22 protein-coding genes are annotated in these 25,308 nt (G+C 71.7%); 13 read left to right on the forward strand and 9 right to left on the reverse strand.

Annotated elements, in window-relative coordinates; genetic code table 11:
- Positions 1–10 precede the first annotated feature (10 nt).
- From nadC to H288_RS0100260, 4 genes are all read right to left on the reverse strand, one after another.
- Positions 11–883, reverse strand: a complete 873-nt coding sequence (gene nadC / locus H288_RS0100245) for a carboxylating nicotinate-nucleotide diphosphorylase (protein ID WP_020090588.1) — start codon at positions 881–883, stop codon at positions 11–13.
- Positions 880–2,394: an L-aspartate oxidase gene (locus H288_RS0100250; protein WP_020090589.1), complete on the reverse strand. Its 1,515-nt coding sequence runs from the start codon at positions 2,392–2,394 to the stop codon at positions 880–882. The genes nadC and H288_RS0100250 overlap by 4 nt, the downstream gene beginning before the upstream one ends.
- Positions 2,391–3,407 carry a quinolinate synthase NadA gene (gene nadA / locus H288_RS0100255; protein WP_026604534.1) on the reverse strand — a complete coding sequence of 339 codons (1,017 nt, stop codon included), beginning with the start codon at positions 3,405–3,407 and terminating at the stop codon, positions 2,391–2,393. Before nadA ends, H288_RS0100250 begins: the two co-directional genes overlap by 4 nt.
- 138 nt (positions 3,408–3,545) lie before the next feature.
- Positions 3,546–4,370, reverse strand: coding sequence for an aldo/keto reductase (locus H288_RS0100260; protein ID WP_020090591.1), 825 nt, complete (start codon positions 4,368–4,370; stop codon positions 3,546–3,548).
- A gap of 260 nt (positions 4,371–4,630) precedes the next feature.
- On the opposite strand from H288_RS0100260, the gene paoA reads away from it, so the two are divergent.
- The 4 genes from paoA to H288_RS0100280 all read left to right on the forward strand — a co-directional run bounded on the left by paoA (position 4,631) and on the right by H288_RS0100280 (position 10,166).
- On the forward strand, positions 4,631–5,287 hold the full coding sequence (gene paoA / locus H288_RS0100265; RefSeq protein ID WP_020090592.1) for an aldehyde dehydrogenase iron-sulfur subunit PaoA: 657 nt from the start codon (positions 4,631–4,633) through the stop codon (positions 5,285–5,287).
- A 10-nt stretch (positions 5,288–5,297) separates the two neighbouring features.
- Positions 5,298–6,272, forward strand: a complete 975-nt coding sequence (locus H288_RS0100270; protein WP_020090593.1) for a xanthine dehydrogenase family protein subunit M — start codon at positions 5,298–5,300, stop codon at positions 6,270–6,272.
- Positions 6,273–6,293: 21 nt separating this feature from the next.
- Positions 6,294–8,516 carry a xanthine dehydrogenase family protein molybdopterin-binding subunit gene (locus H288_RS0100275; protein ID WP_020090594.1) on the forward strand — a complete coding sequence of 741 codons (2,223 nt, stop codon included), beginning with the start codon at positions 6,294–6,296 and terminating at the stop codon, positions 8,514–8,516.
- Positions 8,517–8,624: 108 nt separating this feature from the next.
- Positions 8,625–10,166, forward strand: coding sequence for an AMP-binding protein (locus tag H288_RS0100280; protein ID WP_020090595.1), 1,542 nt, complete (start codon positions 8,625–8,627; stop codon positions 10,164–10,166).
- A gap of 15 nt (positions 10,167–10,181) precedes the next feature.
- Here the strand turns inward: H288_RS0100280 and mgtE are convergent, their stop codons facing one another.
- Positions 10,182–11,552, reverse strand: a complete 1,371-nt coding sequence (gene mgtE / locus H288_RS0100285) for a magnesium transporter (RefSeq protein WP_020090596.1) — start codon at positions 11,550–11,552, stop codon at positions 10,182–10,184.
- 435 nt (positions 11,553–11,987) lie between these two features.
- Between mgtE and pqqA (H288_RS31985) the strand changes: the two genes are divergently transcribed.
- The 3 genes from pqqA (H288_RS31985) to H288_RS0100300 all read left to right on the forward strand — a co-directional run bounded on the left by pqqA (H288_RS31985) (position 11,988) and on the right by H288_RS0100300 (position 13,360).
- Positions 11,988–12,077, forward strand: coding sequence for a pyrroloquinoline quinone precursor peptide PqqA (pqqA, locus tag H288_RS31985; RefSeq protein ID WP_007559223.1), 90 nt, complete (start codon positions 11,988–11,990; stop codon positions 12,075–12,077).
- Positions 12,078–12,157: 80 nt separating this feature from the next.
- Complete coding sequence (gene pqqA, locus H288_RS31990) at positions 12,158–12,247, forward strand: pyrroloquinoline quinone precursor peptide PqqA (protein WP_020090597.1); 90 nt, start codon at positions 12,158–12,160, stop codon at positions 12,245–12,247.
- Positions 12,248–12,406: 159 nt separating this feature from the next.
- A complete protein-coding gene (locus tag H288_RS0100300; protein WP_020090598.1) occupies positions 12,407–13,360 on the forward strand; it encodes a class I SAM-dependent methyltransferase in 954 nt (317 codons plus the stop codon).
- Between the two features lie 4 nt (positions 13,361–13,364).
- On the opposite strand, the gene H288_RS0100305 is transcribed toward H288_RS0100300, so the two are convergent.
- On the reverse strand, positions 13,365–14,612 hold the full coding sequence (locus H288_RS0100305; protein WP_020090599.1) for a nucleoside transporter C-terminal domain-containing protein: 1,248 nt from the start codon (positions 14,610–14,612) through the stop codon (positions 13,365–13,367).
- A gap of 57 nt (positions 14,613–14,669) precedes the next feature.
- Positions 14,670–15,359, reverse strand: a complete 690-nt coding sequence (locus H288_RS0100310; protein ID WP_234082083.1) for a TetR/AcrR family transcriptional regulator — start codon at positions 15,357–15,359, stop codon at positions 14,670–14,672.
- A gap of 73 nt (positions 15,360–15,432) precedes the next feature.
- Here H288_RS0100310 and H288_RS0100315 point away from each other — a divergent pair, with 73 nt between their 5' ends.
- Genes H288_RS0100315 through H288_RS0100325 form a run of 3 tightly spaced genes read left to right on the forward strand, consistent with a single transcriptional unit; the run spans position 15,433 to position 18,645 of the window.
- Positions 15,433–16,278, forward strand: coding sequence for an SDR family oxidoreductase (locus H288_RS0100315; RefSeq protein WP_020090601.1), 846 nt, complete (start codon positions 15,433–15,435; stop codon positions 16,276–16,278).
- A 1-nt stretch (position 16,279) separates the two neighbouring features.
- Entirely contained in the window at positions 16,280–17,182 is a 903-nt protein-coding gene (locus H288_RS0100320) for an alpha/beta hydrolase (RefSeq protein ID WP_020090602.1), read from the forward strand.
- Positions 17,179–18,645 carry an NAD(P)/FAD-dependent oxidoreductase gene (locus H288_RS0100325; protein WP_020090603.1) on the forward strand — a complete coding sequence of 489 codons (1,467 nt, stop codon included), beginning with the start codon at positions 17,179–17,181 and terminating at the stop codon, positions 18,643–18,645. The genes H288_RS0100320 and H288_RS0100325 overlap by 4 nt, the downstream gene beginning before the upstream one ends.
- A 69-nt stretch (positions 18,646–18,714) precedes the next feature.
- On the opposite strand, the gene H288_RS0100330 is transcribed toward H288_RS0100325, so the two are convergent.
- The gene (locus tag H288_RS0100330; RefSeq protein ID WP_020090604.1) at positions 18,715–19,368 is read right to left on the reverse strand and encodes a protein-L-isoaspartate O-methyltransferase; all 654 of its coding nucleotides are present in this window, start codon (positions 19,366–19,368) and stop codon (positions 18,715–18,717) included.
- A 317-nt stretch (positions 19,369–19,685) separates the two neighbouring features.
- On the opposite strand from H288_RS0100330, the gene H288_RS0100335 reads away from it, so the two are divergent.
- Positions 19,686–20,960, forward strand: coding sequence for a PQQ-dependent sugar dehydrogenase (locus H288_RS0100335; protein ID WP_020090605.1), 1,275 nt, complete (start codon positions 19,686–19,688; stop codon positions 20,958–20,960).
- On the forward strand, positions 20,960–21,550 hold the full coding sequence (locus H288_RS0100340) for a c-type cytochrome (protein WP_020090606.1): 591 nt from the start codon (positions 20,960–20,962) through the stop codon (positions 21,548–21,550). Before H288_RS0100335 ends, H288_RS0100340 begins: the two co-directional genes overlap by 1 nt.
- A 144-nt stretch (positions 21,551–21,694) precedes the next feature.
- Here H288_RS0100340 and H288_RS0100345 read toward each other — a convergent pair whose 3' ends face one another.
- Positions 21,695–22,465 (reverse strand): MOSC N-terminal beta barrel domain-containing protein, encoded by a 771-nt coding sequence (locus tag H288_RS0100345; RefSeq protein ID WP_020090607.1) that lies wholly within the window; start codon positions 22,463–22,465, stop codon positions 21,695–21,697.
- Between the two features lie 198 nt (positions 22,466–22,663).
- Between H288_RS0100345 and clpB the strand changes: the two genes are divergently transcribed.
- Positions 22,664–25,288 carry an ATP-dependent chaperone ClpB gene (gene clpB / locus H288_RS0100350; protein WP_020090608.1) on the forward strand — a complete coding sequence of 875 codons (2,625 nt, stop codon included), beginning with the start codon at positions 22,664–22,666 and terminating at the stop codon, positions 25,286–25,288.
- The last annotated feature ends 20 nt before the right edge of the window (positions 25,289–25,308 follow it).

The following is a 25,308-nucleotide window of genomic DNA, read 5'->3' on the forward strand; positions in this document are numbered from 1 at the left end:
GGCCCGCCGGTCAGGCGGCGTCGAGCCCCAGGTCGATGATCGCCGCCGAATGGGTGATCCAGCCGCAGGAAATCAGGTCGATCCCCGAGGCCGCGACGGCCCCGACCGTCTCGCGGGTGATCCGGCCCGACGCCTCGGACAGGGCGCGCCCGTCGATCATCGCCACGGCGCGGCGGAGCAGGTCGGGCCCCATATTGTCGAGGAGCACCGCGTCGATCCCGACCGACAGGGCCTCCTCCAGCTGCTCCAGGCTGTCGACCTCGCACTCGATCTTCACCAAGTGGCCGGCCCGGGACCGGGCGCGCTCGATCGCCGGGACGATGCCGCCGGCCACCGCCACGTGGTTGTCCTTGATCAGCACCGCGTCGTCGAGGCCGAAGCGGTGGTTCGAGCCGCCGCCGGCCCGGACCGCGTGCTTCTCCAGGGCGCGCAGGCCCGGCGTGGTCTTGCGGGTGCAGACGATCGAGGCCTTGCCGTGCGGGCGCGCCGCTTCGACGAGGCCGTGGGTGGCGGTGGCCACGCCCGACATCCGGCAGAGCAGGTTCAGCGCCACGCGCTCAGCCGTGAGGATCGCCCGCGCCGGCCCCTCGAGGCGCAGCACCACGTCGCCCGGCGCCACGCGGGCGCCGTCGCCGCGCTCGACCGTCACGGTGACGGCCGGGTCCACCAGCGCGAACGCGATGGCGGCGGCGTCGGTGCCCGAGATGACGCCGTCCTGCCGGGAGGCGATCACGCCGCGCATCCGCTCGCCCGGGGGGACGATGGCGTCGGTGGTGATGTCGCCGGCCCGGCCGAGATCCTCCAGCAGGGCGGCGCGCACCACGGGCTCCACGAGGAGCCGCGGCAGGGGGAGGATCTCATCGGAGAGAACCGACTGGGTCATGGCGTCAGCGCCTCCTCGGCGGACGGGGTCGCGGCGATCGGGTCGGCCAGCGCGGCCTCAATGTGCGCGGCCGGGGCGAGATGGGGGAAGTCGCTGCGCCAGTGGGCGCCGCGGCTCTCCCGGCGGCCGAGCGCACCGCGGGCGATGAGCAGCGCCACGAGGGCGGCGTCGCAGGTCTCAGCCCCCGCCTCGAGGACGGCGACGGCTTCCTCGAGGCCGGCGGCGTCGCGCACGACGCCGACCCTGCGCTCCATCAGCGCGCGGATCGCCGGCAGGTCGCCGGCGGCATGGACAGACACGGCCTCGGGCACGATCGCGGCGGGCGGCGGCGTGTCGAGCCCGTCGGCGATGAAGCGCGCGTAGGCGAGGCCCTCCAGCAGGGAGTTGCTGGCGAGCCGGTTGGCGCCGTGGAGGCCCGTCGAAGAGACCTCGCCGCAGGCATAGAGCCCATGGACCGAGGTGGCGCCGTACGCGTCCACCTTCACGCCGCCCATGTGGTAGTGCGCCGCCGGGCGGACCGGGATCGGCTGCACGGCGGGGTCGATGCCGGCGGCGGCGCAGAGCCCCGCCACGGTCGGGAAGCGCGTCGGCATCGCGGCGCCGAGCGCGCCGCGGGCGTCGAGATAGACTGTGCGGCCCCGCTGCAGCGCCTGGAAGATGCCGCGGGCGACCACGTCGCGCGGCGCGAGGTCGCCGCCCGCGATGCCGGCCATCACGGCGGCGCCGGTCTCGTCGATCAGCCGGGCGCCCTCCCCGCGCAGGGCCTCGGTGGCGAGCGGCATCGGGTCGGCGCCGGCCGCGATGGCGGTCGGGTGGAACTGCACGAACTCCATGTCGCGCATCACCGCGCCGGCCCGGGCGGCGAGCGCCAGCCCGCGGCCGACGGCGCCCGGCGGGTTGGTGGTCGCCGCGTAGAGGGCGCCGACACCGCCGGTGGCGAGCACCACCGCGCGGGCCGGGATGCGGAAAAGCGCGCCGTCGCGCTCGGCGACGATGCCGGCCACCGCCCCGCGCGTGTCCCGGAGCAGGTCGCAGGCCCGCGCCGTGACGACCTCCACGGACGGCGCCGACAGCACGGCCCGGACGAGCCCTTCGAGGACGCGGGCGCCGGTGGCGTCGCCGCCGGAGCGGACGATGCGGCGGCGGCCGTGGGCCGCCTCGAGCCCGAGGGCCAGCGCGCCGTCGTCGGTGCGGTCGAACGGGACGCCGATCCGCACGAGCCAGTCGATCAGCGCGGGGCCCTCCGCGGCGACCCGGAGCGCCACGTCGGGCTCGGTGAGCCCGGCGCCGGCGGCCTCCGTGTCGGCGGCGTGGAGCGCCGCCGCGTCGTCGGCGCCGACCGCGGCCGCGATGCCGCCCTGGGCCCAGCCGGTGGCGGTGCCGAGGCCGAGGGCCGAGGCCGTGACCAGCGTCACCGGGCGGGGCGCGAGGCGCAGCGCGACGCTGAGGCCCGCGACGCCGCCGCCGACCACGACGACGCGGTCGGCGCTGTTCGGGGAGATCGCGTTCATCGTGTGCGCACCTCGAGCATGCGCTCGACCGCGGCCCGGGCGCGGTCGGCGAGCGCCGGGTCGACCGTGACCTCGTGGGTCATCGTCTCGAGCGACCGCCGGATGTTGCGCAGGCTCATCCGCTTCATGTGCGGGCACATGTTGCAGGGCTTGATGAACTCGATGTCCGGGTTCTGCGCCGCGATGTTGTCCGCCATGGAGCACTCGGTGACGAGCACCACTTGCTTCGGCCGCTTCTCGACGACGAAGTCCATCATCATCGCGGTGGAGCCGGAGAAGTCCGATTCGGCCACCACGTCCGGCGGGCATTCCGGGTGCGCGATTACGGTCACCCCGGGATAGCTGTCGCGGACGTCGCGGATGTCGGCCGGGGTGAAGCGCTCGTGCACCTCGCAGTGGCCGGCCCAGGTCAGGATCTCGACCTCCGGGATCTCGGCCTGGACGTTCTGCGCGAGGAACTCGTCGGGGATCATGAGGACGCGGGGGGCGTTCAGCGACCTGACCACCGCGACGGCGTTGCCGGAGGTGCAGCACAGGTCGGACTCGGCTTTCACGGCCGCCGAGGTGTTCACGTAGGTCACGATCGGCACGCCCGGGTATTTGGCGCGCAGGCCGCGCACGTCTGCGGCGGTGATCGAATCGGCCAGCGAGCAGCCGGCGCCCATGTCGGGGATGAGCACGGTCTTGCTCGGGTTCAGGAGCTTGGCCGTCTCGGCCATGAAGTGGACGCCCGCCAGCACGATCACGTCGGCGTTCACGTTCACCGCCTCGCGGGCCAGCGCGAGGCTATCGCCCACGATGTCGGCCACCGTGTGGAAGATCTCGGGCGCCTGGTAGTTGTGCGCCAGGATCACGGCGTTGCGCTCCCGCTTTAGGCGCAGGATCGCTTCGATGTCGGGGGCGAGCGCCGGCCACTCGATCGCGGGGACGTGCCGGCTGACGCGTGCGTACAGATCCGGAAGGGGCAGGCCCGGGATCGTCGTGCGGGAGACGGGTGCAACGGTCGCCGTCATGGCGTCCTCCATTATGCTCAGTTTGAGCATTGTGCCGTCTAACTTATGGGGGCCGGACGCGCCTGTCCAGATATGCTAGCTGTGAGCATAAATCTTTTGCGGTGCGATGTTACGCTGCGCCGCCGAAGGCTCGAGCGCTCAGCAGAAGGTCGCCGGGTCAGGTCCGATCCGGCCGTCGGCCCGGTCGAGGCCGGCGATCCGCGCCATCTCGTCCGCGCCGAGCTCGAAGTCGAACAGCGCGATGTTCTCGGCGATACGCCGCGGGGTGGCGGTCTTGGGGATCGCCACGCATCCGATCTGGATCTGCCAGCGGAGCACCACCTGGGCGGGCGTCTTCCCGTGCGCTTCCGCGATTGCGAGGATGACCGGGTCGTTCAGCTCCTTGCCCCGGCCGAGCGGGCTCCACGACTCGGTCACGATCCCGTGACGGGCGTCCTCCGCGCGCGGTTCTTTGCGCTGGAAATAGGGGTGCAGCTCGATCTGGTTGACGGCCGGGGCCACGTCGGTCTCGCCGATCAGCGTAGCGAGATGCTCGGGCGAGAAGTTCGACACGCCGATGGACTTCGCGCGGCCCTCCTTCCGGAGCTCGATCAGCGTCTTCCAGGTCTCGACGAACAGGCGACGCTGCGGGCACGGCCAGTGGATCAGGTACAGGTCGACATAGGGGAGACCGAGTTGCCGCAGGCTCTCGTCGAAGGCGCGCCGCGCCTCGTCGCGGCCCTGGCGATCGTTCCAGAGCTTCGTGGTGAGGAAGATCTCCTCGCGGGGGATCCCCGCGTCCCGGATGCCGCGCCCGACGCCCGCCTCGTTGCCGTACGCCGCGGCCGTGTCGATAAGCCGATAGCCGGCGCGGAGGGCCTGTCCGACGAGATCCGGAGCCTGGGCGTCCGAGAGCTGCCAGCAGCCGTAGCCGATCTGCGGGATGTGTCGGCCGTCGTTGAGCGGCAGGGTCGGGATAGCCATGAGGCGAGGCTCCGGTGTCGTGGTCCGATCAACCCAAACGCTCGCAGCGGGACGCGTTCCAAGGCGTCACCGTTCTCGCGAGCGCAGCGAAGCAAGGACGGAGCGATCGGGTCACGACATGGGTCCAGCGCCCGTAGCGGCTGAGCCGCGCTGAACGGGCGCAGTCTGGACAGGATCTAATCCATCCGGCCGGACGTTGGCGCACCAGATTCCAAGCTGCGCGCGGCGTCCCACGCGCGGCGCACGGGCTGGATGGCAGCATGACAGACGCGACTCCGACGAAGCCGCTCGCGCTGACGCGGCGTGCCGTGGTGGAGGGCTGTGCGGTGGCCGGCGCACTCGGCGCCCTCGGGTTCCGGCCCAGTCCCGCGATGTCCGCGGCGGCGCCGGGCGATCCGGCTCCGCAGACCATGCCGGTGCGGCTCACCATCAATGGCCAACCGCACGATCTCGTCCTCGACACCCGCACGACGCTCCTCGACGCTCTGCGCGAGCACCTCGCGCTCACCGGCACCAAGAAGGGCTGCGATCACGGCCAGTGCGGGGCCTGCACGGTCCTGGTCGACGGCCGGCGGATCAATTCCTGCCTGACGCTCGCGGCGATGCACGAGGGCGACCCGATCACCACGATCGAGGGCTTGGCGGACGGGGACAAGCTCCACCCGATACAGGCGGCGTTCCTGGAGCATGACGGCTTCCAGTGCGGCTACTGTACGCCGGGCCAGATCTGCTCGTCGGTCGGCATGCTGAGCGAGGCCAAGGCCGGCTGGCCGAGCCACGTTACCGAGGACGTCGCGGCGACTCCGACACTCAGCGACGCCGAGATTCGCGAGCGGATGAGCGGCAACATCTGCCGCTGCAGCGCCTACCCGAACATCGTCGCGGCGATTCGCGACGCCGCCGCCACCAAACTCTGAGGAGGCGCAGATGAAGGCCTTTGCCTACGAGCGCCCCGCCACCGTGCAGGACGCCGCGAAGCTCGCGGCCGAGCGGCCGAACGCCAAGTTCATCGCTGGCGGCACCAACCTTCTCGACCTTATGAAGCTCCAGATCGAGACCCCGGCCACGTTGATCGACGTCAACCGGCTGCCGCTCGACACGGTCGAGGCCACGCAGGATGGCGGCCTGCGCATCGGCGCGCTCGTCCGCAACGCCGACCTCGCCGCCGACCCACGGGTCCGGAAGGACTACGCCGTGCTGGCGAAGGCGCTGCTCGCCGGCGCCTCGGGCCAGTTGCGCAACAAGGCGACGACGGCCGGCAACCTGCTCCAGCGGACGCGGTGCTACTATTTCTACGACACCGCTATGCCCTGCAATAAGCGTGAGCCCGGCTCGGGCTGCTCGGCGATCGGCGGGTTCAACCGCATCATGGCGGTGGTCGGCGCGAGCGAGGCCTGCATCGCCACCAACCCGTCCGACATGAACGTCGCCATGCGGGCCCTCGACGCGACCGTGGAGACCGTCAACCCGGACGGGCAGGCGCGCAGCATCCCGATCGCCGACTTCCACCGGCTGCCCGGCGACACGCCGCAGATCGAGACCGAGCTGCGCAAGGGCGAGATCATCACGGCCGTGACGCTGCCGAAGCCGGTGGCCGGCACGCACATCTATCGGAAGGTTCGCGACCGGGCGTCCTACGCCTTCGCGACCGTGTCGGTGGCCGCCGTGATCGCGGGCGCCGAGGGCGGCAAGCCTCAGGCCGCGCGGCTCGCCTTCGGTGGCCTCGCGCACAAGCCCTGGCGCGTGGCCGAGGCCGAGGCGGCGCTGGTGCAGACCGGCTCGGCCGACGCCGCCGCCGACGCGGTGCTCAAGGGTGCCCGCGGCTACGGCAGCAACGACTTCAAGATCCCGCTGACGCGCCGGACCCTTCGGGCCGTCGTGGCGCAGGCGACCCGCGCGTAGATCCCGGCAAGGACCGTTCCCATGGAGATGAACCAGCCGATCGGCCGGACGCCCCTCGACGAGCGGCCCGACGGGCTCGTCGGCAAGCCGCTGAACCGGGTCGAAGGCAAGCTCAAGGTCACGGGTCACGCGCCCTACGCGTACGAGACCCGGGCCCTGAAGACCCCCGCCTACGGCTTCATCGTGCCGGCGGCAATCGCTTCCGGCACGATCCGGTCGATCGACGCGGAGGCCGCCCGCAAGGCGCCCGGCGCGATCCTGGTGATGACCCACGAGAACGTGCCCGAGCAGGGCGAGAAGAAGGAGCAGGTCTGGCCACAGCTCCAGGGGACGGAGATCCGGTTCTACGGGCAGCCGGTCGCCTTCGTGGTCGCCGAGACCTTCGAGCAGGCGCGCGCCGCCGCGATGCTGGTCAAGGTCCGGTACGACGCGGCCAAGCCCAAGGGGCTGCTCAAGGACAGCCTGGCGGCGGCCTACGAGCCGAAGCCGGTCAACTCGCCGCCGGATTCCAAGCTCGGCGACTTCGACGCCGCCTTCGCGGCCGCACCGGTCAAGCTCGACGTGGAGTATGTCACGCCGAACCAGATCCACGCGCAGATGGAGCCGCACGCCACCATCGCGTCCTGGGAGGGCGACGGGGTCGTGCTCTACACGGCCAACCAGATGCCGAACCGGGGCCAGAAATCCCTCGGCTCGGTGCTCAAGCTCCCCCCCGAGAAGGTGCGCATCGTCAGCCCCTATATCGGCGGCGGATTCGGCGCGAAACTGCAGGTCCAGCCGGAGGCGACGCTCGCGATCCTGGCCTCGAAGGTGATCCAGCGTCCCGTGAAGGTCGCGCTCACCCGGCAGCAGGAGTTCCACGTCGCGACCCACCGGACTGACACGATCCAGCGGATCCGCCTCGGCGCCGACCGCGACGGCCGTCTCTCCGCGATCAGCCACGAATCCTGGTCCGACACCGCCGAGGGCGACGGGTTCTTCGAGACCTCGGCCAACGTCACCCGCTCCCTTTACGCCGCGCAGAACCGCGTGACGCGCCATCGGCTGGTCAACCTCAACATGCCGATCGCCTCGGCGATGCGCGCTCCCGGGGAGGCCGTAGGCCAGCTCGCCTTCGAGTGCGCCATGGACGAGCTCGCCGAGCAGCTGAAGATCGACCCGATCGAACTCCGGGTGCGCAACGAGCCGGCCGAGGATCCCGAGAAGAAGGTCCCGTTCTCGACCCGCAAGCTGGTGCCCTGCATGCGCGAGGGCGCGCGCCTGTTCGGCTGGGGCAAGCGGCAGGCCGCGGGCTCCCGGCGCGAGGGCAACTGGCTCGTCGGCATGGGCATGTCGGCGGCCGCGCGCCTCAACCCGCTGATGCCGTCCGCCGCGAAGGTCCGCCTCGGGCCGGACGGCGTGCTGGTGGTGCGGATGGCGATGACCGATCCCGGCACCGGCACCTACACGATCCTCACCCAGATCGCCGGCGAGATGCTGGGGCTCCCGCCTGAGCGCGTGCGGGTCGAGATGGGCGACACCGAGTTCCCGTTCGCGGCCGGCTCCGGGGGATCCTTCGGCGCCGGCTCGGCAGGCTCGGCGCTCTACGTCGCCTGCGACAACCTCCGGCAGGCCCTCCTCAAGGCCGGCGACCTCAACCCGGACGGCGCCACCTTCCGCGACGGCGCGGTCACGTCCGGCAACCGCACCGAGTCGCTCACCGATCTCGCCAAGTCCGGGCTGGAGGCCTCCGGCGAGATCAAGCCCGGCGAGATGAAGCAGAAGTTCTCGCAGTACTCGTACGGGGCGCACTTCGCCGAGGTCGGGGTCGACGTCGATACCGGCGAGATCCGGCTCCGGCGGATGCTCGGCGTGTTCACCGGCGGGCGCATCCTCAACGCCAAGACCGCGCGCAGCCAAGCGATCGGCGGCATGACCTTCGGCGTCGGTGCGGCGCTGATGGAGGATGCCGTGGTCGATCCGCGCTACAGCTTCTTCGTCAACCACGACATGGCCGAGTACCACGTGCCGGTCCACGCCGACCTCCCGGAGATCGACGCGGTGTTCCTGCCGGAGCTCGACGACAAGGCGAACCCGCTGAAGAGCAAGGGGCTCGGCGAGCTCGGCATCTGCGGCGCCGGCGCCTCGCTCGCCAACGCGATCTACAACGCCACCGGGATCCGGGTCCGCGACTACCCGATGACCCTCGACAAGATGCTCAAGGGCTTCGAGGAGCAGGAGGGCCAGGCGCAGCGGCGGACCTGAGGGCCAGACTGCCCGGGGGCCGCGCTCGCCGGCGGGGCGACGGCCCCAGTTGACGCAGGCGCGCCCAGGCGGGACACCCGGCGAAAAGCCGCCCGCGGGGAGCGCCCGGTGTCCGACAGCCAGCACGATGACCGCCGTCCGCCGGCCCGCTTCAACGCGGCGCGGTACTGCCTCGCCGAGAACGCGCGCCTGCGTCCCGACAAGACCGCCCTGGTGATGGTCGGCGACGGCACCGCGGACCGCCTCAGCTTCGGCGAAGTCGAGCGGGCGGTGCGCGGCATCGCGGCGGGTTTCCTCGGCCTCGGCCTGAGGCCCGGCGACCGGGTGATGATCCGGATGGGCAACGAGGCCGACTACGTCCTCGTCTACTTCGGCGCCCTGGCGGCCGGCCTCGTGGCGCTGCCGTCCTCGCCGCAGCTCACCGAGAGCGAGGCGGCGTTCCTCATGGACAATTCCGGGGCCGCCGCCGTGGTGATCGGAAGCGGCTGCACGGTCGCGCCCGAGGTCCTGGGCGGGCGCCTCCTGCTCGACGCCGCCGCGGTCGCCGCCCTGAAGGCCGGTCCGCCCATGGCCGAGTACGCCGACACCGCCGCCGACGACCCGGCGATGCTGATCTACACGTCCGGCACGACCAGCCGGCCGAAGGGCGTGCTGCACGCGCACCGCGCCGCCTACGGGCGCCGCCCGATGCTCGACCACTGGCTCGGGCTCACCGAATCCGACGTGATGCTCCACGCCGGCACCATGAACTGGACCTACACGCTCGGCGTCGGGCTGAGCGATCCCTGGTCGGTGGGCGCGACCGCGGTGCTCTACAACGGCCCGCGCGATCCCGGAATCTGGCCGCGCCTGATCGCGGCCTACGGCGCGACCCTGTTCGCCGCCGTCCCGACGCTCTACCGCCAGATCCTCAAGTACGGCGACCTCGGCGCCCACGACCTGTCGAGCCTGCGCCACGGCTGCACGGCCGGCGAACCCCTCGCGGTGGAGCTCCTGGAGGCCTGGGGTCAGGCCACCGGCAAGCCCCTCTACGAGGCGCTGGGGATGAGCGAGATCTCGACCTACATATCCAGCGGCCCGACCATCCCGGTGCGCCCCGGCTCGCCCGGCAAGCCGCAGCCGGGCCGGCGGGTGGCGATCCTGCCCGTGGCGGGCGAGCCCGAGCCGCTCCCGGCCGGAGAGAGCGGGCTCCTCGCCGTCCACCGGACCGAGCCGGCGCTGATGCTCGGCTACTGGAACCGGCCGGAGGAAGAGGCGGAGGTCATGCGCGGCGACTGGTTCGTCGGCGGCGATCTCGCCCGCCTCGACGCCGACGGCTACATCTGGTTCGAGGGCCGCAACAACGACCTGATGAAGGCGATGGGCTACCGGGTCTCGCCGAACGAGGTGGAGGCGGTGCTGTCGACCCACCCGTCCGTGGCGGAAGTGGGCGTCGCCGAGCTGCCGGTGCGGGCGGACGTCTCGGTCATCTGCGGCTTCGTGGTGCTGCAGGCGGGCGCCGAGCCCGACGCGGAGGCCCTGCTCGCGTGGTGCGCCGAGCGGCTCGCCGCCTATAAGCGCCCGCGGGAGATCCGCTTCCTCGACGCCCTGCCGCGCACGGCGAACGGCAAGGTCCAGAGGAAGCGGCTGGCCGAGGCGGTTACGGGATGATGCGCGGAGGCCTTCCTACAGCAGCGTCCCGCGCAGGATGAGCAGCGCCACCGAGAAGTAGATGACGAGGCCGGTGACATCGACCAGCGTCGCCACGAAGGGCGCCGAGGCGGTGGCCGGATCGAAGCCGATCCGCTGGAGCAGGAACGGCAGCATCGAGCCGGCGAGCGATCCGAAGGTCACGATCCCGACCAGCGCCGCGCCGACCGTGGCGGCGACCAGCGGCCAGTGCGCGCCGTAATCGTAGAGGCCGAGCTTCTGCCACGCGACGATCCGGATCACCGCGATCACGCCGAGGATCGCGCCGAGGAAGATCCCGGTCGGCAATTCGCGCAGCGCCACCCGCCACCAGTCGCGCAGGCGGATCTGGTGGAGCGCCAGCGCCCGGATCAGCAGCGAGGTCGCCTGCGAGCCGGAATTGCCGCCGGAGCTCATGATGAGCGGGATGAACAGGGTCAGGACGATCGCCTTCTCCAGCTCGCCCTCGAAGCCCTGCATGGCCGAGGCGGTGAGCATCTCCGACAGGAACAGCGCGCACAGCCAGCCGGCCCGCTTCCGGATCATCGTGAAGAAGCCGATATCCATGTAGGGCTCGGGCAGCGCCTCCATGCCGCCGAAGCGCTGCACGTCCTGCGTCTGCTTCTCGATCATCGCGTCGATCATGTCGTCGACGGTGACGATGCCGATCACGTGGCCGACCGCGTCGACGACCGGCAGCGCCAGGAGGTCGTACTTGGAGATCAGCCGGGCCGCCTCCTCGCGGCTCGCCGTGGGCGAGACCGCGAGCGGCCGGCGTCCCGGCGCGACGCTGAGCACGTTGTCGCCCGGGTCCCCCGAGATCAGGCGCCGCAGGGGCACCGCCTTGGTGAGCGCGCGGGTGCGCGGGTCGAGCACGAAGATCGCGTAGATCGTCTCCCGGGTCTTCTCGACGTGGCGAATGTGCTCCAGCGTCTGGCCCACCGTCCAGGTCCCCGGCACGGTGACGAACTCGGTGGTCATCAGCGAGCCCACGGTCTCCTCGCCGTAGGCCGACAGGCGATCGACAGCGCCGCGGGTCTCGGCGTCGAGGCGGGCACGCAGGTCGGAGCGGCCCGGCTCCTCGATCTCGCGGAACACGTCCGTGACCCGGTCGGCCGACATGCCCGACAGGTAGCCCGCGACCCGGTCCCGCGGCAGCATCTCGATGATGTCGGCGGCGCAGTCGAGTTCCGGCTGGTCCAGCACCTCGATCGCCCGCTCCAGCGGCAGGCCGAGCAGGATGGCGGCGGCGACCTCGGGTGCCTCGTCGTTCAGGGCCTCGACGATGTCGGGCGCCCGTTCGTCCGACAGGCGGGCGGCCAGCACGGAGGGATCGACGCGCGTATCGAAGGGGGCGATCTCGTTCATGGCCTCGCCTCGTGGGTTACGAGGCGACGCGGCGCCGGTCATCCTGGGTCTGGGCCGTGGCCGGCCGCCGCGTCGGTCACCCCGCGGCCGGGCCTCTCAGCGGCTCAGGCGGAACGACGGTACGGGGCCGGGCACGGCAGGCACGATCGGTCGGGCACGTCGCTTCGCGGGTCGCTGCTGGAATGGGAGCGCGACACCGTCGAGGACACCGTCGCGCGGGTGCGTCGTGCGCCCGGGCGCGGGGCCCGTCAAGCCGAAACCGCGCCCATCCGCAGCCGATGCCGAACAGGGCTCCGGCGGGTGGCCGCGCGGCCACGGAACGACCCCGCGCCGCCCACGGCCAGGCTCCCTATGAGAAATATAAGTGTTGTGCTCGCTTGTATTGCGTCCAAGATATTGCCTATATGGATCGCAGCAACAGCGAGGAGAAACGCCATGGCTTGGTCTGCCCCGATCGTGTCCGAGATCTGCGTCGGCATGGAAGTCACCAGCTACGAGTCCGCCGAGATCGACACGTTCAACTAAGTCGCGCGCGGTCCGGAGCGCGGTTCGCTCCGGCCTTCGTGGCCTCTCTATCCATCGCATCAACTTACCTGGAGGAAATCATGGCTTGGTCCGCCCCCGTCGTCTCCGAGATCTGCGTCGGCATGGAAGTCACCAGCTACGAGTCCGCTGAGATCGACACCTTCCACTAAGACGTCGCTCTGACGTTTCCGGGCGCTGCTTCATCCGAAGCGGCGCCTTTTTCTTTGCGCGCTCGCCACGAGCCGCGCCTCGGCTTGACGGGCCGCGCCAAACCTGTGCCGCTGCGGCGCCCCGGACCAGCCGGGCCTGCGGAGCGAGCGAGGACCAGTTTGGCGGACAGCGCGCACACGGCCGATCGGTCGATCCCCCCCTGCCCGATCACCGGTGCCCCCGCTCTGCGCTGCGTCGAGCGCCTGGACGCCGGCTTCCTGACGCTCCTCTGGCACTATTCCGGCCGCGTCGATGTCGGGCCGCTGCTCCGCCCCGCCGGCACGTTCCGGCTCTGGGAATCTCCTACGGGACTGATCTTCTTCGATCCGCCGGTGGCCGGCGACGCGGCCTTCTACCGGGCGTTTTACGGCCGGATCGCCGCGCACGATAAGCTCGCTGGCCCGGAGACGGAGCGCCTGGAATTCCGCCAGGCCGCCGCGCACGTCCCGTCCGGAGCCCGGGTGCTCGATGTCGGCTGCGGACACGGCGGGTTCCGCGCCTACGTGCCGGACGCCACCTATACCGGCCTCGATCCGAACTTCTCCGCCGAGGACCCGACCGGCGCGATCCTCGACGAGACCGTGGAGGCGCACGCGGCGCGCGTCGGGCCGGTCTACGACGTCGCCTGCGCGTTCCAGGTGATCGAGCACGTGGCGGACCCGCTGGGTTTCGCCCGGGCGCTCGCGGCCTGCGTCAAGCCGGGTGGCGTGGTCCTGATCGGCACGCCGCTATGGCCCTCGCCCAACACCACGGTCCCGAATTTCGTCATCAACGCGCCGCCCCACCACCTGACGTGGTGGACGCCCAGAGCCCTGGAGGCGCTGGCCGGGACGCTCGGCTGCACGCCCGAGGCCGTCCACGCCATCGGCATGGACCGGCACGATTCGCTGATCCACTGGATGGCCAAGGTCAGCCCCGTCCGCTGCCGCGACCGCTTCTTCCGGCGGACATGGTCCTGGGCGGCGGCGCTCGCCTTCGCGTACGGCGTCGGCGCCGTCCTCGACCGCGTCCTGCCGGTGCCGAAGCGGACCCGCCCGAACGCGCTGCTGCTCGCGGCGCGCAAGGCGGCCTGACCCGTCACGCCACGAACAGCCCCGCGATCGCCGCGCTCGTGAGGTTCGACAGCGTCCCCGCGAGGATGGCCCGCAGGCCGTACCGGGCGACCTCCGAGCGCCGCTCCGGGACCAGGCTGGAGAAGCTCGCGAGCTGGATCGCGATCGACGCGAGATTCGCGAAGCCGCACAGGGCGAAGCAGACGATGGCCTGCGCCCGCGGCTCGAGGGTTCCGGCTTTCAGGACCGGCGACAGGTTGGCGTAGGCCAGGAACTCGTTGAAGGCGAGCTTCTGGCCGATCGCCCCGCCGACCAGGGTCGCCTGGTCCCAGGGCACGCCGAGCAGCCACGCCAGCGGGGCGAGCGCCCAGCCGAGCACGCCCTCGAACGAGGCGGACGGGTAGCCGATCCAGCCGCCGAGGGTGCCGAACAGGCCGTCCGCCAGCGCGATCAGCCCGACGAAGGCGATCAGCATGGCCCCCACCGAGACCGCCACCGCGAGCCCCTTCTGAGTGCCGTCGGCCGCCGCCTCGATGATGTTGGCCGCCCGCGTCTCGCCGAACTCCACCCGGGTGGTGGCGATCCGGGTCGGCTCCGTCGAGGGCATCAGGATCTTGGCGTAGACGAGGCCCCCCGGGATCGCCATCACGGAGGCCGCGAGCAGGTAGGTCATGGGCACGCCGAGCGCCGCGTAGCCGGCTAGGATCGAGCCCGCCGTCGACGCGGCGCCGCTCGACATGACGGCGAACAGCTCGGCGCCGGTCAGCAGGGCGAGGAACGGGCGCAGGGCGACGGCGATCTCGCTCTGGCCGATGGCGATCGTGATCACCGCCGAGAACGACTCGATCGGCGAGGTGCCGAGGATCCGCCGGAGCACGGCGCCGAGCCCGCGGGCGAGCACCTGCATCACGCCGAGGTGGTAGAGCACGCCGATCAGCGCGGAGACGTAGAGGATCTGCGGCAGGACCCGCAGCGCCAGGATGAAGCCTGAGCCGCCGAACAGCTCGAACATCTTCGGCTCGACGAGGCCGCCGAACAGGAAGGCCGTGCCGCGGTCGCCGTAGGACAGCACGGTCACGACCGCGTCCGCGGCGGCGCGCAGCGCGGCCTGCCCGGCGGGCAGGAACAGGACCAGCGCGCCGAGGCCGACCTGCAAAGCCAGTCCCGTGAGGACCACGCGGGGACTGATCGCCCGCCGGTTGGTCGAGAACAGGAACGCGACCGCGAGCAGCACGAGCAGGCTGAGGCCGGCATGGGTCAGGCGGTCGAGCATCGCGTCCTTCGGGTCCGAGCTTGGCCGGAGCGCATGGAAGGATCGGGCCAGTGGCCGTCAAGTAGGGCTCTCGGGCGCGAGATAGGGCGCGAAGAGGTCGCGGACCTGCGCGAAGCCCCAGTCCCGATCCGCTTCCGTCAGGGCGGTGCCGCCCTGGAGACGGTGGCTCATCCAGTGGCTCGACACGATCCAGGCGTTGTCGATGAGTCGCCCGAGCGCGTCCGGGGAAACGCGCAGCCGCCCCGCCCGCACGGCCGCCTCGAACACGGCGCGGGCCAGCGCCTGGGTCTCGGCCCGCAGCGCGTGCACCCGGGCGCGCAGGGCCGGCGCGATCTCCACCATGGCGATACCGTCGCGGTAGACGCAGCGGTAGCGCCACATCAGGTCGAACCACGCCCTCTGGTAGGCGAGCAGCGCCTCCGGCGCCGCGGGGTCGGCGGGCATCCGGCCCGCCACCGCCACGGCCTCGGTCTCGAAGGCCGCGAACAGGGCTTCGACGAGGCCGCGCTTGCGCGGGAAATGGTACTGCAGATTGCCCTCGCGGATCCCCGCCGCGGCCGCGATCTCCGCCGTCGTGACGTGGCCGAGGCCGCGGGCATTGAACAGCGCGAGGCTGACGGCGAGGATCCGGGTGCGCGTGTCAGGTGACGCGGCCGCGGGACCGGGCTCCGGGCCGACCTCCCACTCGCGCTCGACCCTCCGACCCTCGCCCCGCGACATGATCCCGTCCCCGTCTAGGGTGTTCACCCTAGACAATCCGGCCGGCGGGGCCTATCCCCCGTGGACGGTCCGATCCAGATCGGCGGCACGGGGGCGCGGTTTGGCACAGCGGTTCCAACTCGCGGGCGCGGTGGCCCTGATCACCGGGGCGGCGAGCGGCATCGGCGCGGCGCTGGCTGAGGGCCTCGCCGCGAAGGGCTGCACCCTTCTCCTGGTGGACCGAGACGAGACCGGCCTCGCGGCCGTCGCCGCGAAGATTTGTGGCGTCACGGTGGAGACGCGCGTCCTCGACCTCACGGATGCCGAGGGGATCCGCGCGCTGCCCGCCTGGGTCGCGGAGCGGTCCGGGCATCTCGACCTCCTCATCAACAATGCCGGCGTCGCCCTCGGCGGCCGGTTCGACGAGACGCATCTCGACGATTTCGAGTGGCTTCTCGACATCAACCTGCGCGCCGTCGTGCGGATGTGCCACGCCTTCCTGCCGATGCTCCGCGCCCGGCCGGCGGCGCAGATCGTCAACCTGTCGAGCCTGTTCGGTCTGATCGCGCCGCCGGGCCAAGTCGCCTACTGCACCAGCAAGTTCGGCGTGCGCGGCTTCTCGGAGGCGCTGCGGCACGAGTACGCCGGCACCGGCCTCGGGGTGACGGTGGTCCACCCGGGCGGCGTCGCCACCGCCATCTCCCGCAACGCCCGCGGCCGGCGGCCGCCGAGCGATCCGGAGGCTGCGAAGCGCGCGGCCGTAGAGGACGAGGAGGCGCGGGAGGCGTTCGGCAAGCTCCTGACCCTGGCGCCCGCCGACGCGGCCGCCGCCATCATCCGCGGCATCGAGGCCCGGGCGCCCCGGATCGTCATCGGCAAGGACGCGAAGAACGCCGCGCTGATCCAGCGGCTGATGCCGGTGGGCTACTGGAAGACGATTGTGCGCCTGTCCGGCGGGACGCTCTGAGATGGCGAGCCTGCGCGCGTATTTCGGGGCTTACATGGTCCGCAGCCGGGTCCGCGGCCCCCTGTCCCGGGCGCGGGACGCGGCCGCGTTCCGCCGGATCTTCGAGGCGCCGACCTTCCCCGACCCCAAGGGTGTCACCTACGAGCCGGGCATCGTCGGCGGGGTCAAGGGCGAGTGGGTCCGGCCGAAAGCGGGCCCCGGCCGGCGGATGCTCTACATCCACGGCGGCGGCTTCATCGCCTGCTCGCCCCGTACGCACCGTCCCGTCACCGGCGCGCTGGCGAACCGGGGCTTCACGATCTTCGCGCCCGAGTACCGCCTCGCCCCCGAGCACCCGTTCCCCGCGGCGGTCGACGACGTCACGGCGGTCTGGGCGGCGTTCAGCGCCGAGGGCGCCGCCTGCGTGGCGGGCGAGTCGGCCGGCGGCAACCTCGCCCTCGTGCTGATGGGCGAGGCCCGCGCCCGCGGCCTGCCGATGCCCTGGGCGGCGGCCCTGTTCTCGCCGGCCACGGACTTCATGTCCGAGGACGGATCGCGGGTGACCAATGCGTGGCGCGACGCCATGTTCGACCCGCAGGCGCTCGCGGCGATCCGGCCGATGTATCTGGGCGCCGCCGATCCGGCCGATCCGCGGGTCTCGCCGCTCTACGGCGACCCGACCGGCTTCCCGCCGCTGCTGTTCCATGTCGGCGCCCGCGAGGTCCTGCGCGACGATTCCGTGCGCATGGCGGAGCGGGCCCGCAGGGCCGGCGTCGAGACGGAGCTCAAGCTGTTCCCGGTCGTGTCCCACGCATGGCAGTTCGCCGCCAGCATGCTGCCGGAGGCGCGGACCTCCCTCGACGAGGCCGCGGCCTTCCTGACGGCGCACGCGCCGCACACCCTGTCCGGGAGCACCCAGCGATGACCGAGCCCGCGGACGAGACCCTGGCCGTCCTGATCGTCGGCGCCGGATTCTCGGGGCTCGCGATGGCGATCCGCTGCCGGCAGGCCGGCATCGGCCCGCTGCGGGTGATCGAGAAGGCCGACGGCATCGGCGGCACGTGGCACGACAACACCTACCCGGGGGCGGCCTGCGACGTCCCCTCGCACCTCTACTCGCTGTCCTTCGCGCCGAAGGCCGACTGGAGCCGGATGTACGCGCCGCAGCCGGAGATCCTGGCCTATCTCCGGGACACCGCCGAGCGGAACGGCCTGACGCCCCTGATCCAGCTCGGGACGACCTTCACCGGCGCCACCTGGGACGCGGCGCGCGCCCTGTGGCACGTGGAGACCGACCGGGGACCGATCACGGCGCGCGCGATCGTCGCGGGCATGGGCGGGCTCCACCATCCGGCCTACCCGGATATCCCCGGCCGCGACGCGTTCGCCGGCCCCGCCTTCCACACGGCGGCCTGGGACCACTCCGCGGTGCTGGCCGGCAAGCGGGTCGGGGTGATCGGCACCGGCGCCAGCGCGATCCAGGTGGTGCCGGAACTCGCCGCCGTCGCGTCGCACCTGACGCTGTTCCAGCGCACCCCGCCCTGGATCATGCCCAAGAACGACCACGCCATCACGGAGCGGGCCCGGGAGCGCTACCGGCGCCTGCCGCTCAGCCGGCGGCTCGAGCGGGCGCGGCTGTTCTGGCTGCACGAAGTGCGGGCGCTGCTCGGCTTCACCAAGGTCTCGAAGCTCACCGGCCAAGCCGAGTCCCTGGCGCGGCACCATCTCGCCAAGGCGGTCCCCGACAAGGCCCTACGGGCGAAGCTGACGCCGAATTACCGCCTCGGCTGCAAGCGGGTGCTGATCTCCGACGAGTACTACCCCGCGCTCCAGCGTCCGAACGTCACCCTGGAGACGGACGGCATCGCCCGGATCACCGAGACCGGCGTGACCACCGAGGCCGGGCGGCATCACGACCTCGACGTGATCGTCTACGCCACGGGCTTCGATGTGGCCGCGACCTTCGCGCGGATGCACCTCGTCGGCCGCGACGGCCGAAGCCTGACCGAGGCATGGTCCGGCGGCGTGGGCGCCTATCAGGGCATCACGGTCGCGGGATTCCCCAATTTCTTCATGCTGCTCGGGCCCAATACCGGGCTGGGCCACAACTCGGTCGTCTCGATGATCGAGATCCAGGTGCAGCACGTCCTCGACTGCCTGAAGGCGCTGCGCCGCGGGAGGCAGACCATCGAGGTCCGGCCGGAGGCCCAGGCCCGGTTCGTGGACCGGATCCACAGCCGCATGGCCGACAGCATCTGGCAGGCCGGCGGTTGCCGCAGCTGGTACCTCGACGCGACCGGGCGCAACAACACCCTCTGGCCCGACTCGGTGATGGCCTATCGCCGGAGCGCCCGCCGGGCCCGGCTGGGGGATTACAGGCTCGGCTGATCGGGGCCTGCGGCGCCGTCACGGATCCGCCCGCGCCGACGGGGGGCGGACGCGATCCGGCGCGCGCTGTCAGAACGCGAAGCCCGCCTCCGCCGCGAAGGCCTCGAGACCGGGCAGCGACGCGTCGAACAGCGGCCGAGCGCCGAACGCGTCGCCGGCGCGCACGAAGAGCGTGACCTTGGCGTTGCGGTGCGGACCGAACACGCAGACCAGGCGACCGTCGTCCTTGAGCTGGTTCAGCAGCGCCTGCGGCCGGACCTCGACCCGGCCGTTGATCAGGATGACGTCGAAGGGGCCCTGCTTGGGCGCACCGTCGGCGATCGGGCCTTCGATCACCTGGGCGGAGGCGCCGAGCCGGGTGCGCGCCGCCGCGGCGAGATCGGGCACCGATTCCAGCGCCGTGACCCGCGCGCCGAGCTCCGCCATGACGGCGGCGGCGTAGCCGTAACCGGTGGCGACGTCGAGGGCGGCGACGCCCGGCCGGACCCGCAGGGCCTGGATCATCCGGGCCACGACCATCGGGGCCGGCATGCAGCGAGTTTCGCCGCCGGCCTCGCCGAGGTTCAGGGTCTGGTCGATATACGCGAAGGGCTCGCGGCCCTTCGGCACGAAGGCCTCGCGCGGCACGGTGTCGAACGCGTCGAGCACCGTGTTGTCGTTCACGTCGAAGGTCCGCAACTGGCAGTCGACCATCATCCGCCGCGCCTGCGCGTAATCGATCATCGATACGTGTCCTCGAACCGGATCGGAACGCCGCGTCGGCCGGGCTCCAGCGGACGGCCGGCAGCCCCGGCCAAGCCTAAGCTTCCCGGACGGGGGGCGTTTTCGGAGATCATTGCCCAAAACGCAAGGTGAGCCGACGCGACAGCCGAAGATGGCCCCGGAGGACGCGGCGGCGCACCGAATCCCGGCCGACGTTACGGCGGCCGCGGAGTGTCGCCTCCCTGCCGCCCGGGCCGGTCGCACTCCCCGGCGGACCGTTGAATAAAGAGTGCAGAGCGAGCGGGCGGTCCGCGAGGCCGCCGCCACCGGGAGACATCATGACGCCGATCAACCAGCCGATCCTGACCCGCGGCCTCGCCGCCGCCCTCGCCGGACTCAGTCTCGGCCTGATGGGATCCGGCCCGGTCGTCGCGCAGGAGACGCCCGCGACCGCCGCCCCGCCGCCCAGCGTCCAGGTCGATCGCGGCTCGGCGCTCTACGGCCGGCCCGAGGGCGGCGCCGCGGCCAAGCTCGCGCCGGTGGCCGGACCGCCTCTGGCGACCGCGGCCGCCAAGCTGCCGCTCGACAAGCTGAAGGTCCCGGAGGGTTTCAAGATCGAGGTCTACGCCAGCGGCCTCGCCAACGCCCGCGAGATGACCCAGGCGCCGGACGGCACGCTGTACGTGGGCACCCGGACGGTGGGGAAGGTCTACGCGGTGCTGCCGAACCCGGACGGTGACGGGAAGCGCGCGGTTAAGACCATCGCGACGGGCCTGCACCGGCCGAACGGCGTCGCGTACCACGACGGTTCCCTCTACGTGGCCGAACTCTCGAAGATCTGGCGCTACGACGACATCGCCAACCACCTCGACGGTGCGGCGAAGCCGACCCTGGTCTACGACGACCTGCCGAAGGACGAGGCCCACGGCTGGAAGTTCATCGCCATCGGCCCGGACAACAAGCTCTACGTCCCGGTCGGCGCGCCGGGCAACATCGTGATGCCGCCGGACACGCACGCGCAGATCCGGCGCATGGACCTCGACGGCAAGAACGCCGAAGTGGTCGCCCGCGGCGTGCGCAACACCGTCGGGTTCGACTGGAACCCGAAGACCAAGCAGCTCTGGTTCACCGATAACGGCCGCGACTGGGTCTCCGAGGACATCCCGAACGACGAGCTGAACGTGCTCACGGAGCCGGGCAAGCAGCATTTCGGCTATCCGTACTGCCACCAGGGCACGTTCACGGATCCGGAATACGGCTGGGGCCATGCCTGCTCGGAATTCACCGCGCCGGCGGCGCTCCTCGGCCCGCACACGGCCTCCCTCGGCCTGCGGTTCTACACCGGCACGCAGTTCCCGGAGGCTTACCGCGACGCGATGTTCGTCGCCCGGCACGGCTCGTGGAACCGCACGACCAAGCTCGGCGGCGACGTGGTCGTGGCCAAGCCCGGACCGGACGGCAAGACCGCCGCGGTTGAGCCGTTCCTGACCGGCTTCCTCCAGGACAACAAGTATGTAGGCCGGCCCGTCGACGTGCTGGTCGCCAAGGACGGATCGCTGCTCGTCTCCGACGACTACAACGGCGCGATCTACCGCGTCAGCTACGGCCGGTGATGCGCCGCCCCACCCGGGCAGCCCGCGGGCTGGTCACCGCCCTCGGCGGGCTGCTGCTGGCGGGCGCGGCGCTCGCCGCCCCGGACGCGGCGATGCAGGAGCGCCTCGCCCCCTGCATCGGCTGCCACGGGGCCGGCACGTCGGCGACGGAGGGCGTGCCCTCGCTCGGCGGGCAGCTCCCGGACTACGTGGTCACGCAGCTCTTCCAGTTCCGGGAGAAGCAGCGGGAGGCGCCGCCGATGAACGAGGTCGCTGCCGGATTCTCCGACGACGACCTGCGCGCCTACGCCGACGCGGTGGCGACGCTGCCGCCGCCCGCCTGGTCCGGGCCACAGGCCGACGCGGCCCTGGCGGCGCGCGCGCAGGCGCTGGTCACCAAGCACCAGTGCAATTCCTGCCACGGGCCGGACCTCGCGGGCCGGGATGCGATCCCGCGGATCCGGGCGCAGCGGGAGGAGTATCTCGCCAAGGCGCTCGCCGGCTACAAGTCGAACGCCCGGCCCGGCTACGATCCCGCCATGAACGAAGTCGCGCAGGGCCTGAGCGAGGCGGATATCAAGGATCTCGCGGCCTACGTGTCGCGGCTCTGACACGACGTCTCTCTGGCCGCGCTCACCCGTGATCGCGAGCGCAGCGAAGTGACCCAGGGCGGCGCGCGGCGTGTCAGCGTGGCGCTGCCTCGCTCGCTTCGCTGCTCTCGCAACGACGGCAGCGCTGGGATCACCCGTCGCGCGTCACCCCACCACGCGCAGCGCGTCGCCCCGCGCCAGCGGCCCGCCGGCGATCACCTCCGCGTAGACGCCGAGGTCGCGGTGCCCGAGGCGTGCGTCGAGGGTCCAGGGGATGTCGCAGTCGCGCACGCCACTGACCGGGTCGACGTTGGTGGCGGCGCAGCGCACGGTCCGCTTGGTGATCTTGAGCCGCAACCCGCTCGGCGCCTCGACCACCTGCCCGACCATCTCCAGCTCGGCGAAGGGTTCGAGCCCCTCGACCAGCAGATTGCCGCGGAAGCGCAGCGGGTCCACGGGCGCGCCGAGGTAGTCCTCCACCGCGGCCACGCTCGCCCGGTTGATGAGCGACACGTAGCCGGTCGGGGAGTCGGTGAACCGGTACTGCGGCGGCGCGGCGAGGACCTTCGGCTCGCCCCGGAGGCTCTCGGGGACGTAGCGCCGCATCAGCTCCGCGAGGCCCTCGCGACCCGCCTCGGTGTCGAGCCGGAAGGCCTGCGGGTCGCCGTACCCCTCCACGGTCAGCGTCGCCGTGGCATCGTCGTAGCGGGTGCGCAGGCGGGCGAGCGCCTCGTCGCGCATGAGCATCAGGTACTTGGTCTTGGGCTGGTAGCGGGGCGCAACCGCGTTGAAGCCCGACGAACCGTTCTCGATGGCGTAGAGCCGGTCGCCCGGGAAGTGGCCGCTGGTCTCGAGCTCCGCCCGCTCGACGGGTTCGGGGCTCAGGCCCTTCACCGGGTAGCGATACAGGGCGCTGACATGAATCAATGCGGTCATGCGCGGAGCGTGGCCCTGAAATGATCCGGCGCGCAAGAGCTTCGCGGCCCCTTGTGGTGCTCAATTGCAACACCACATCGGGTCTACCGGCGGCCACCACGGCGCCGGGGCCCTCGCGCGGCGGATAGCCGGAGGGCGACGTTTCGGTGGCGCCGCGCCTCTCATCGGGCGGCGGATGCCGGTACGGGAGGGTTGTGCATGAACTTCGAGAAGTACACCGAGCGCGCCCGCGGCTTCGTGCAGGCGGCTCAGAACCTCGCGATGCGCGAGGGACATCCCCAGCTTCAGCCGGGCCACCTGCTCAAGGTGTTGCTCGACGATCCGGAAGGCCTCTGCGCCGGCCTGATCGACCGCGCGGGCGGCCAGTCGCGCGTGGCGCTCGCACAGACTGAGCAGTGGCTCGCCAAGCAGCCGAAGGTCTCCGGCAACGCGGCCGCCCCGCAGGCGACGCGCGAGCTGATGCGCCTGTTCGACACCGCCGAGAAGGCCGCCGAGAAGGCGGGCGATTCCTACGTGACGGTGGAGAGGCTGCTCCTCGCCCTCGCGGTGGAGAAGGATTCCGAGGCCGGCCGCGCGCTCCAGGCGGCGGGCGTCACCCCGGCCTCGCTCAACGCCGCGATCAACGCGCTGCGCAAGGGTCGCACCGCCGACAACGCCTCGGCTGAGAACGCCTACGACGCGCTGAAGAAGTACGCCCGCGACCTCACCGAGGCCGCCCGGGACGGCAAGCTCGACCCGGTGATCGGCCGCGACGAGGAGATCCGGCGGACTATCCAGGTCCTGTCCCGGCGCACCAAGAACAACCCGGTGCTGATCGGCGAGCCCGGCGTCGGCAAGACCGCGATCGTCGAGGGTCTGGCCCTGCGCATCGTCAACGGCGACGTGCCCGAGTCCCTGCGGGACAAGAGCCTCCTCGCCCTCGACATGGGCGCGCTGATCGCCGGCGCGAAGTATCGCGGCGAGTTCGAGGAGCGGCTGAAGGGCGTGCTCTCCGAGGTCACGGCGGCCGAGGGCGGCATCATCCTGTTCATCGACGAGATGCACACGCTGGTCGGCGCCGGGAAGGCGGACGGGGCCATGGACGCCTCCAACCTCCTGAAGCCCGCCCTCGCCCGCGGCGAGCTGCACTGCGTCGGCGCGACCACGCTCGACGAGTACCGCAAGCACGTCGAGAAGGACGCGGCGCTCGCCCGGCGCTTCCAGCCGGTCTTCGTGTCGGAGCCGACCGTGGAGGATACGGTCTCGATCCTGCGCGGCCTGAAGGAGAAGTACGAGCAGCACCACGGCGTGCGCATCCAGGATTCGGCCCTGGTCGCGGCCGCGACGCTGTCGAACCGCTACATCACCGACCGGTTCCTGCCCGACAAGGCGATCGACCTCGTGGACGAGGCCGGCTCGCGCCTGCGCATGCAGGTCGATTCGAAGCCCGAGGAGCTCGACAACATCGACCGCGAGATCGTCCGGCTGAAGATCGAGGGCGAGGCGCTGAAGAAGGAGACCGATTCCGCCTCCCGCGACCGGCTGGTCCGGCTGGAGAAGGAACTCGGCGACCTGGAGGAGCGCTCGGCGGCGATCACCGCCCGGTGGAAGGCCGAGAAGGACAAGCTCGGGACGGCCGCAGGCCTCAAGAAGAAGCTCGACGAGGCCCGCAACGACCTCGCCGCTGCGCAGCGCCAGGGCCAGTACCAGCGCGCCGGCGAGCTCGCCTACGGGGTGATCCCGGGCCTGGAGAAGCAGCTCGCCGAGATCGAGGCGAAGGCCGAGAACGGCCGCGACGCGATGATGGAGGAGGCGGTCACGCCCGCCCACGTCGCCGGGGTCGTCTCCCGCTGGACCGGCGTGCCGGTCGACAAGATGCTGGAGGGCGAGCGGGAGAAGCTCCTGGCCATGGAGGAGGCGCTGTCCAAGCGCGTCGTCGGCCAGCGCGAGGCGGTGGAGGCGGTCTCGACCGCGGTCCGGCGCGCCCGCGCCGGGCTTCAGGACCCGAACCGGCCGATCGGCTCGTTCATGTTCCTGGGCCCGACCGGCGTCGGCAAGACCGAGCTGACCAAGGCGCTCGCCGGCTTCCTGTTCGACGACGACACGGCGCTCGTGCGCATCGACATGTCCGAGTACATGGAGAAGCACGCGGTCGCCCGGCTGATCGGCGCGCCTCCGGGCTACGTCGGCTACGAGGAGGGCGGCGCCCTCACCGAGGCCGTGCGGCGCCGGCCTTACCAGGTCGTGCTGTTCGACGAGGTCGAGAAGGCGCACCCGGACGTGTTCAACGTCCTGCTGCAGGTTCTCGACGACGGGCGGCTCACCGACGGCCAGGGGCGGACGGTCGACTTCCGCAACACGCTGCTGATCATGACCTCGAATCTCGGGGCCGAGTATCTGGTGAACCAGCCCGCGGGCCAGGACACCGACGCGGTCCGCGAGGAGGTGATGGGCGTGGTCCGGGGCCACTTCCGGCCGGAATTCCTGAACCGGGTCGACGAGATCATCCTGTTCCACCGCCTCGCGCGGTCGGAGATGGGCGCGATCGTCGAGATCCAGCTCAGGCGCCTGCAGAAGCTCCTGGACGATCGCAAGATCACCCTGGAGGTCGACGAGGAGGCCAAGAACTGGCTCGCCGACAAGGGCTACGACCCGGCCTACGGGGCGCGGCCGCTGAAGCGGGTGATCCAGAAGAACGTCCAGGATCCGCTGGCCGAGCTGGTGCTCTCCGGCAAGGTCCATGACGGCGAGACGGTGCCGGTCCGCCTCGGCCCAATGGGCCTGATGATCGGCGACGTGACGGTCGGGGCCGAGCGCCGCCCGGTCAACGCGACGCTGAACTGATCGGCCGGACGGTCGAGGGG

The organism is Methylobacterium sp. 285MFTsu5.1 (assembly GCF_000383455.1).
In the GTDB taxonomy this organism is placed as follows: domain Bacteria; phylum Pseudomonadota; class Alphaproteobacteria; order Rhizobiales; family Beijerinckiaceae; genus Methylobacterium.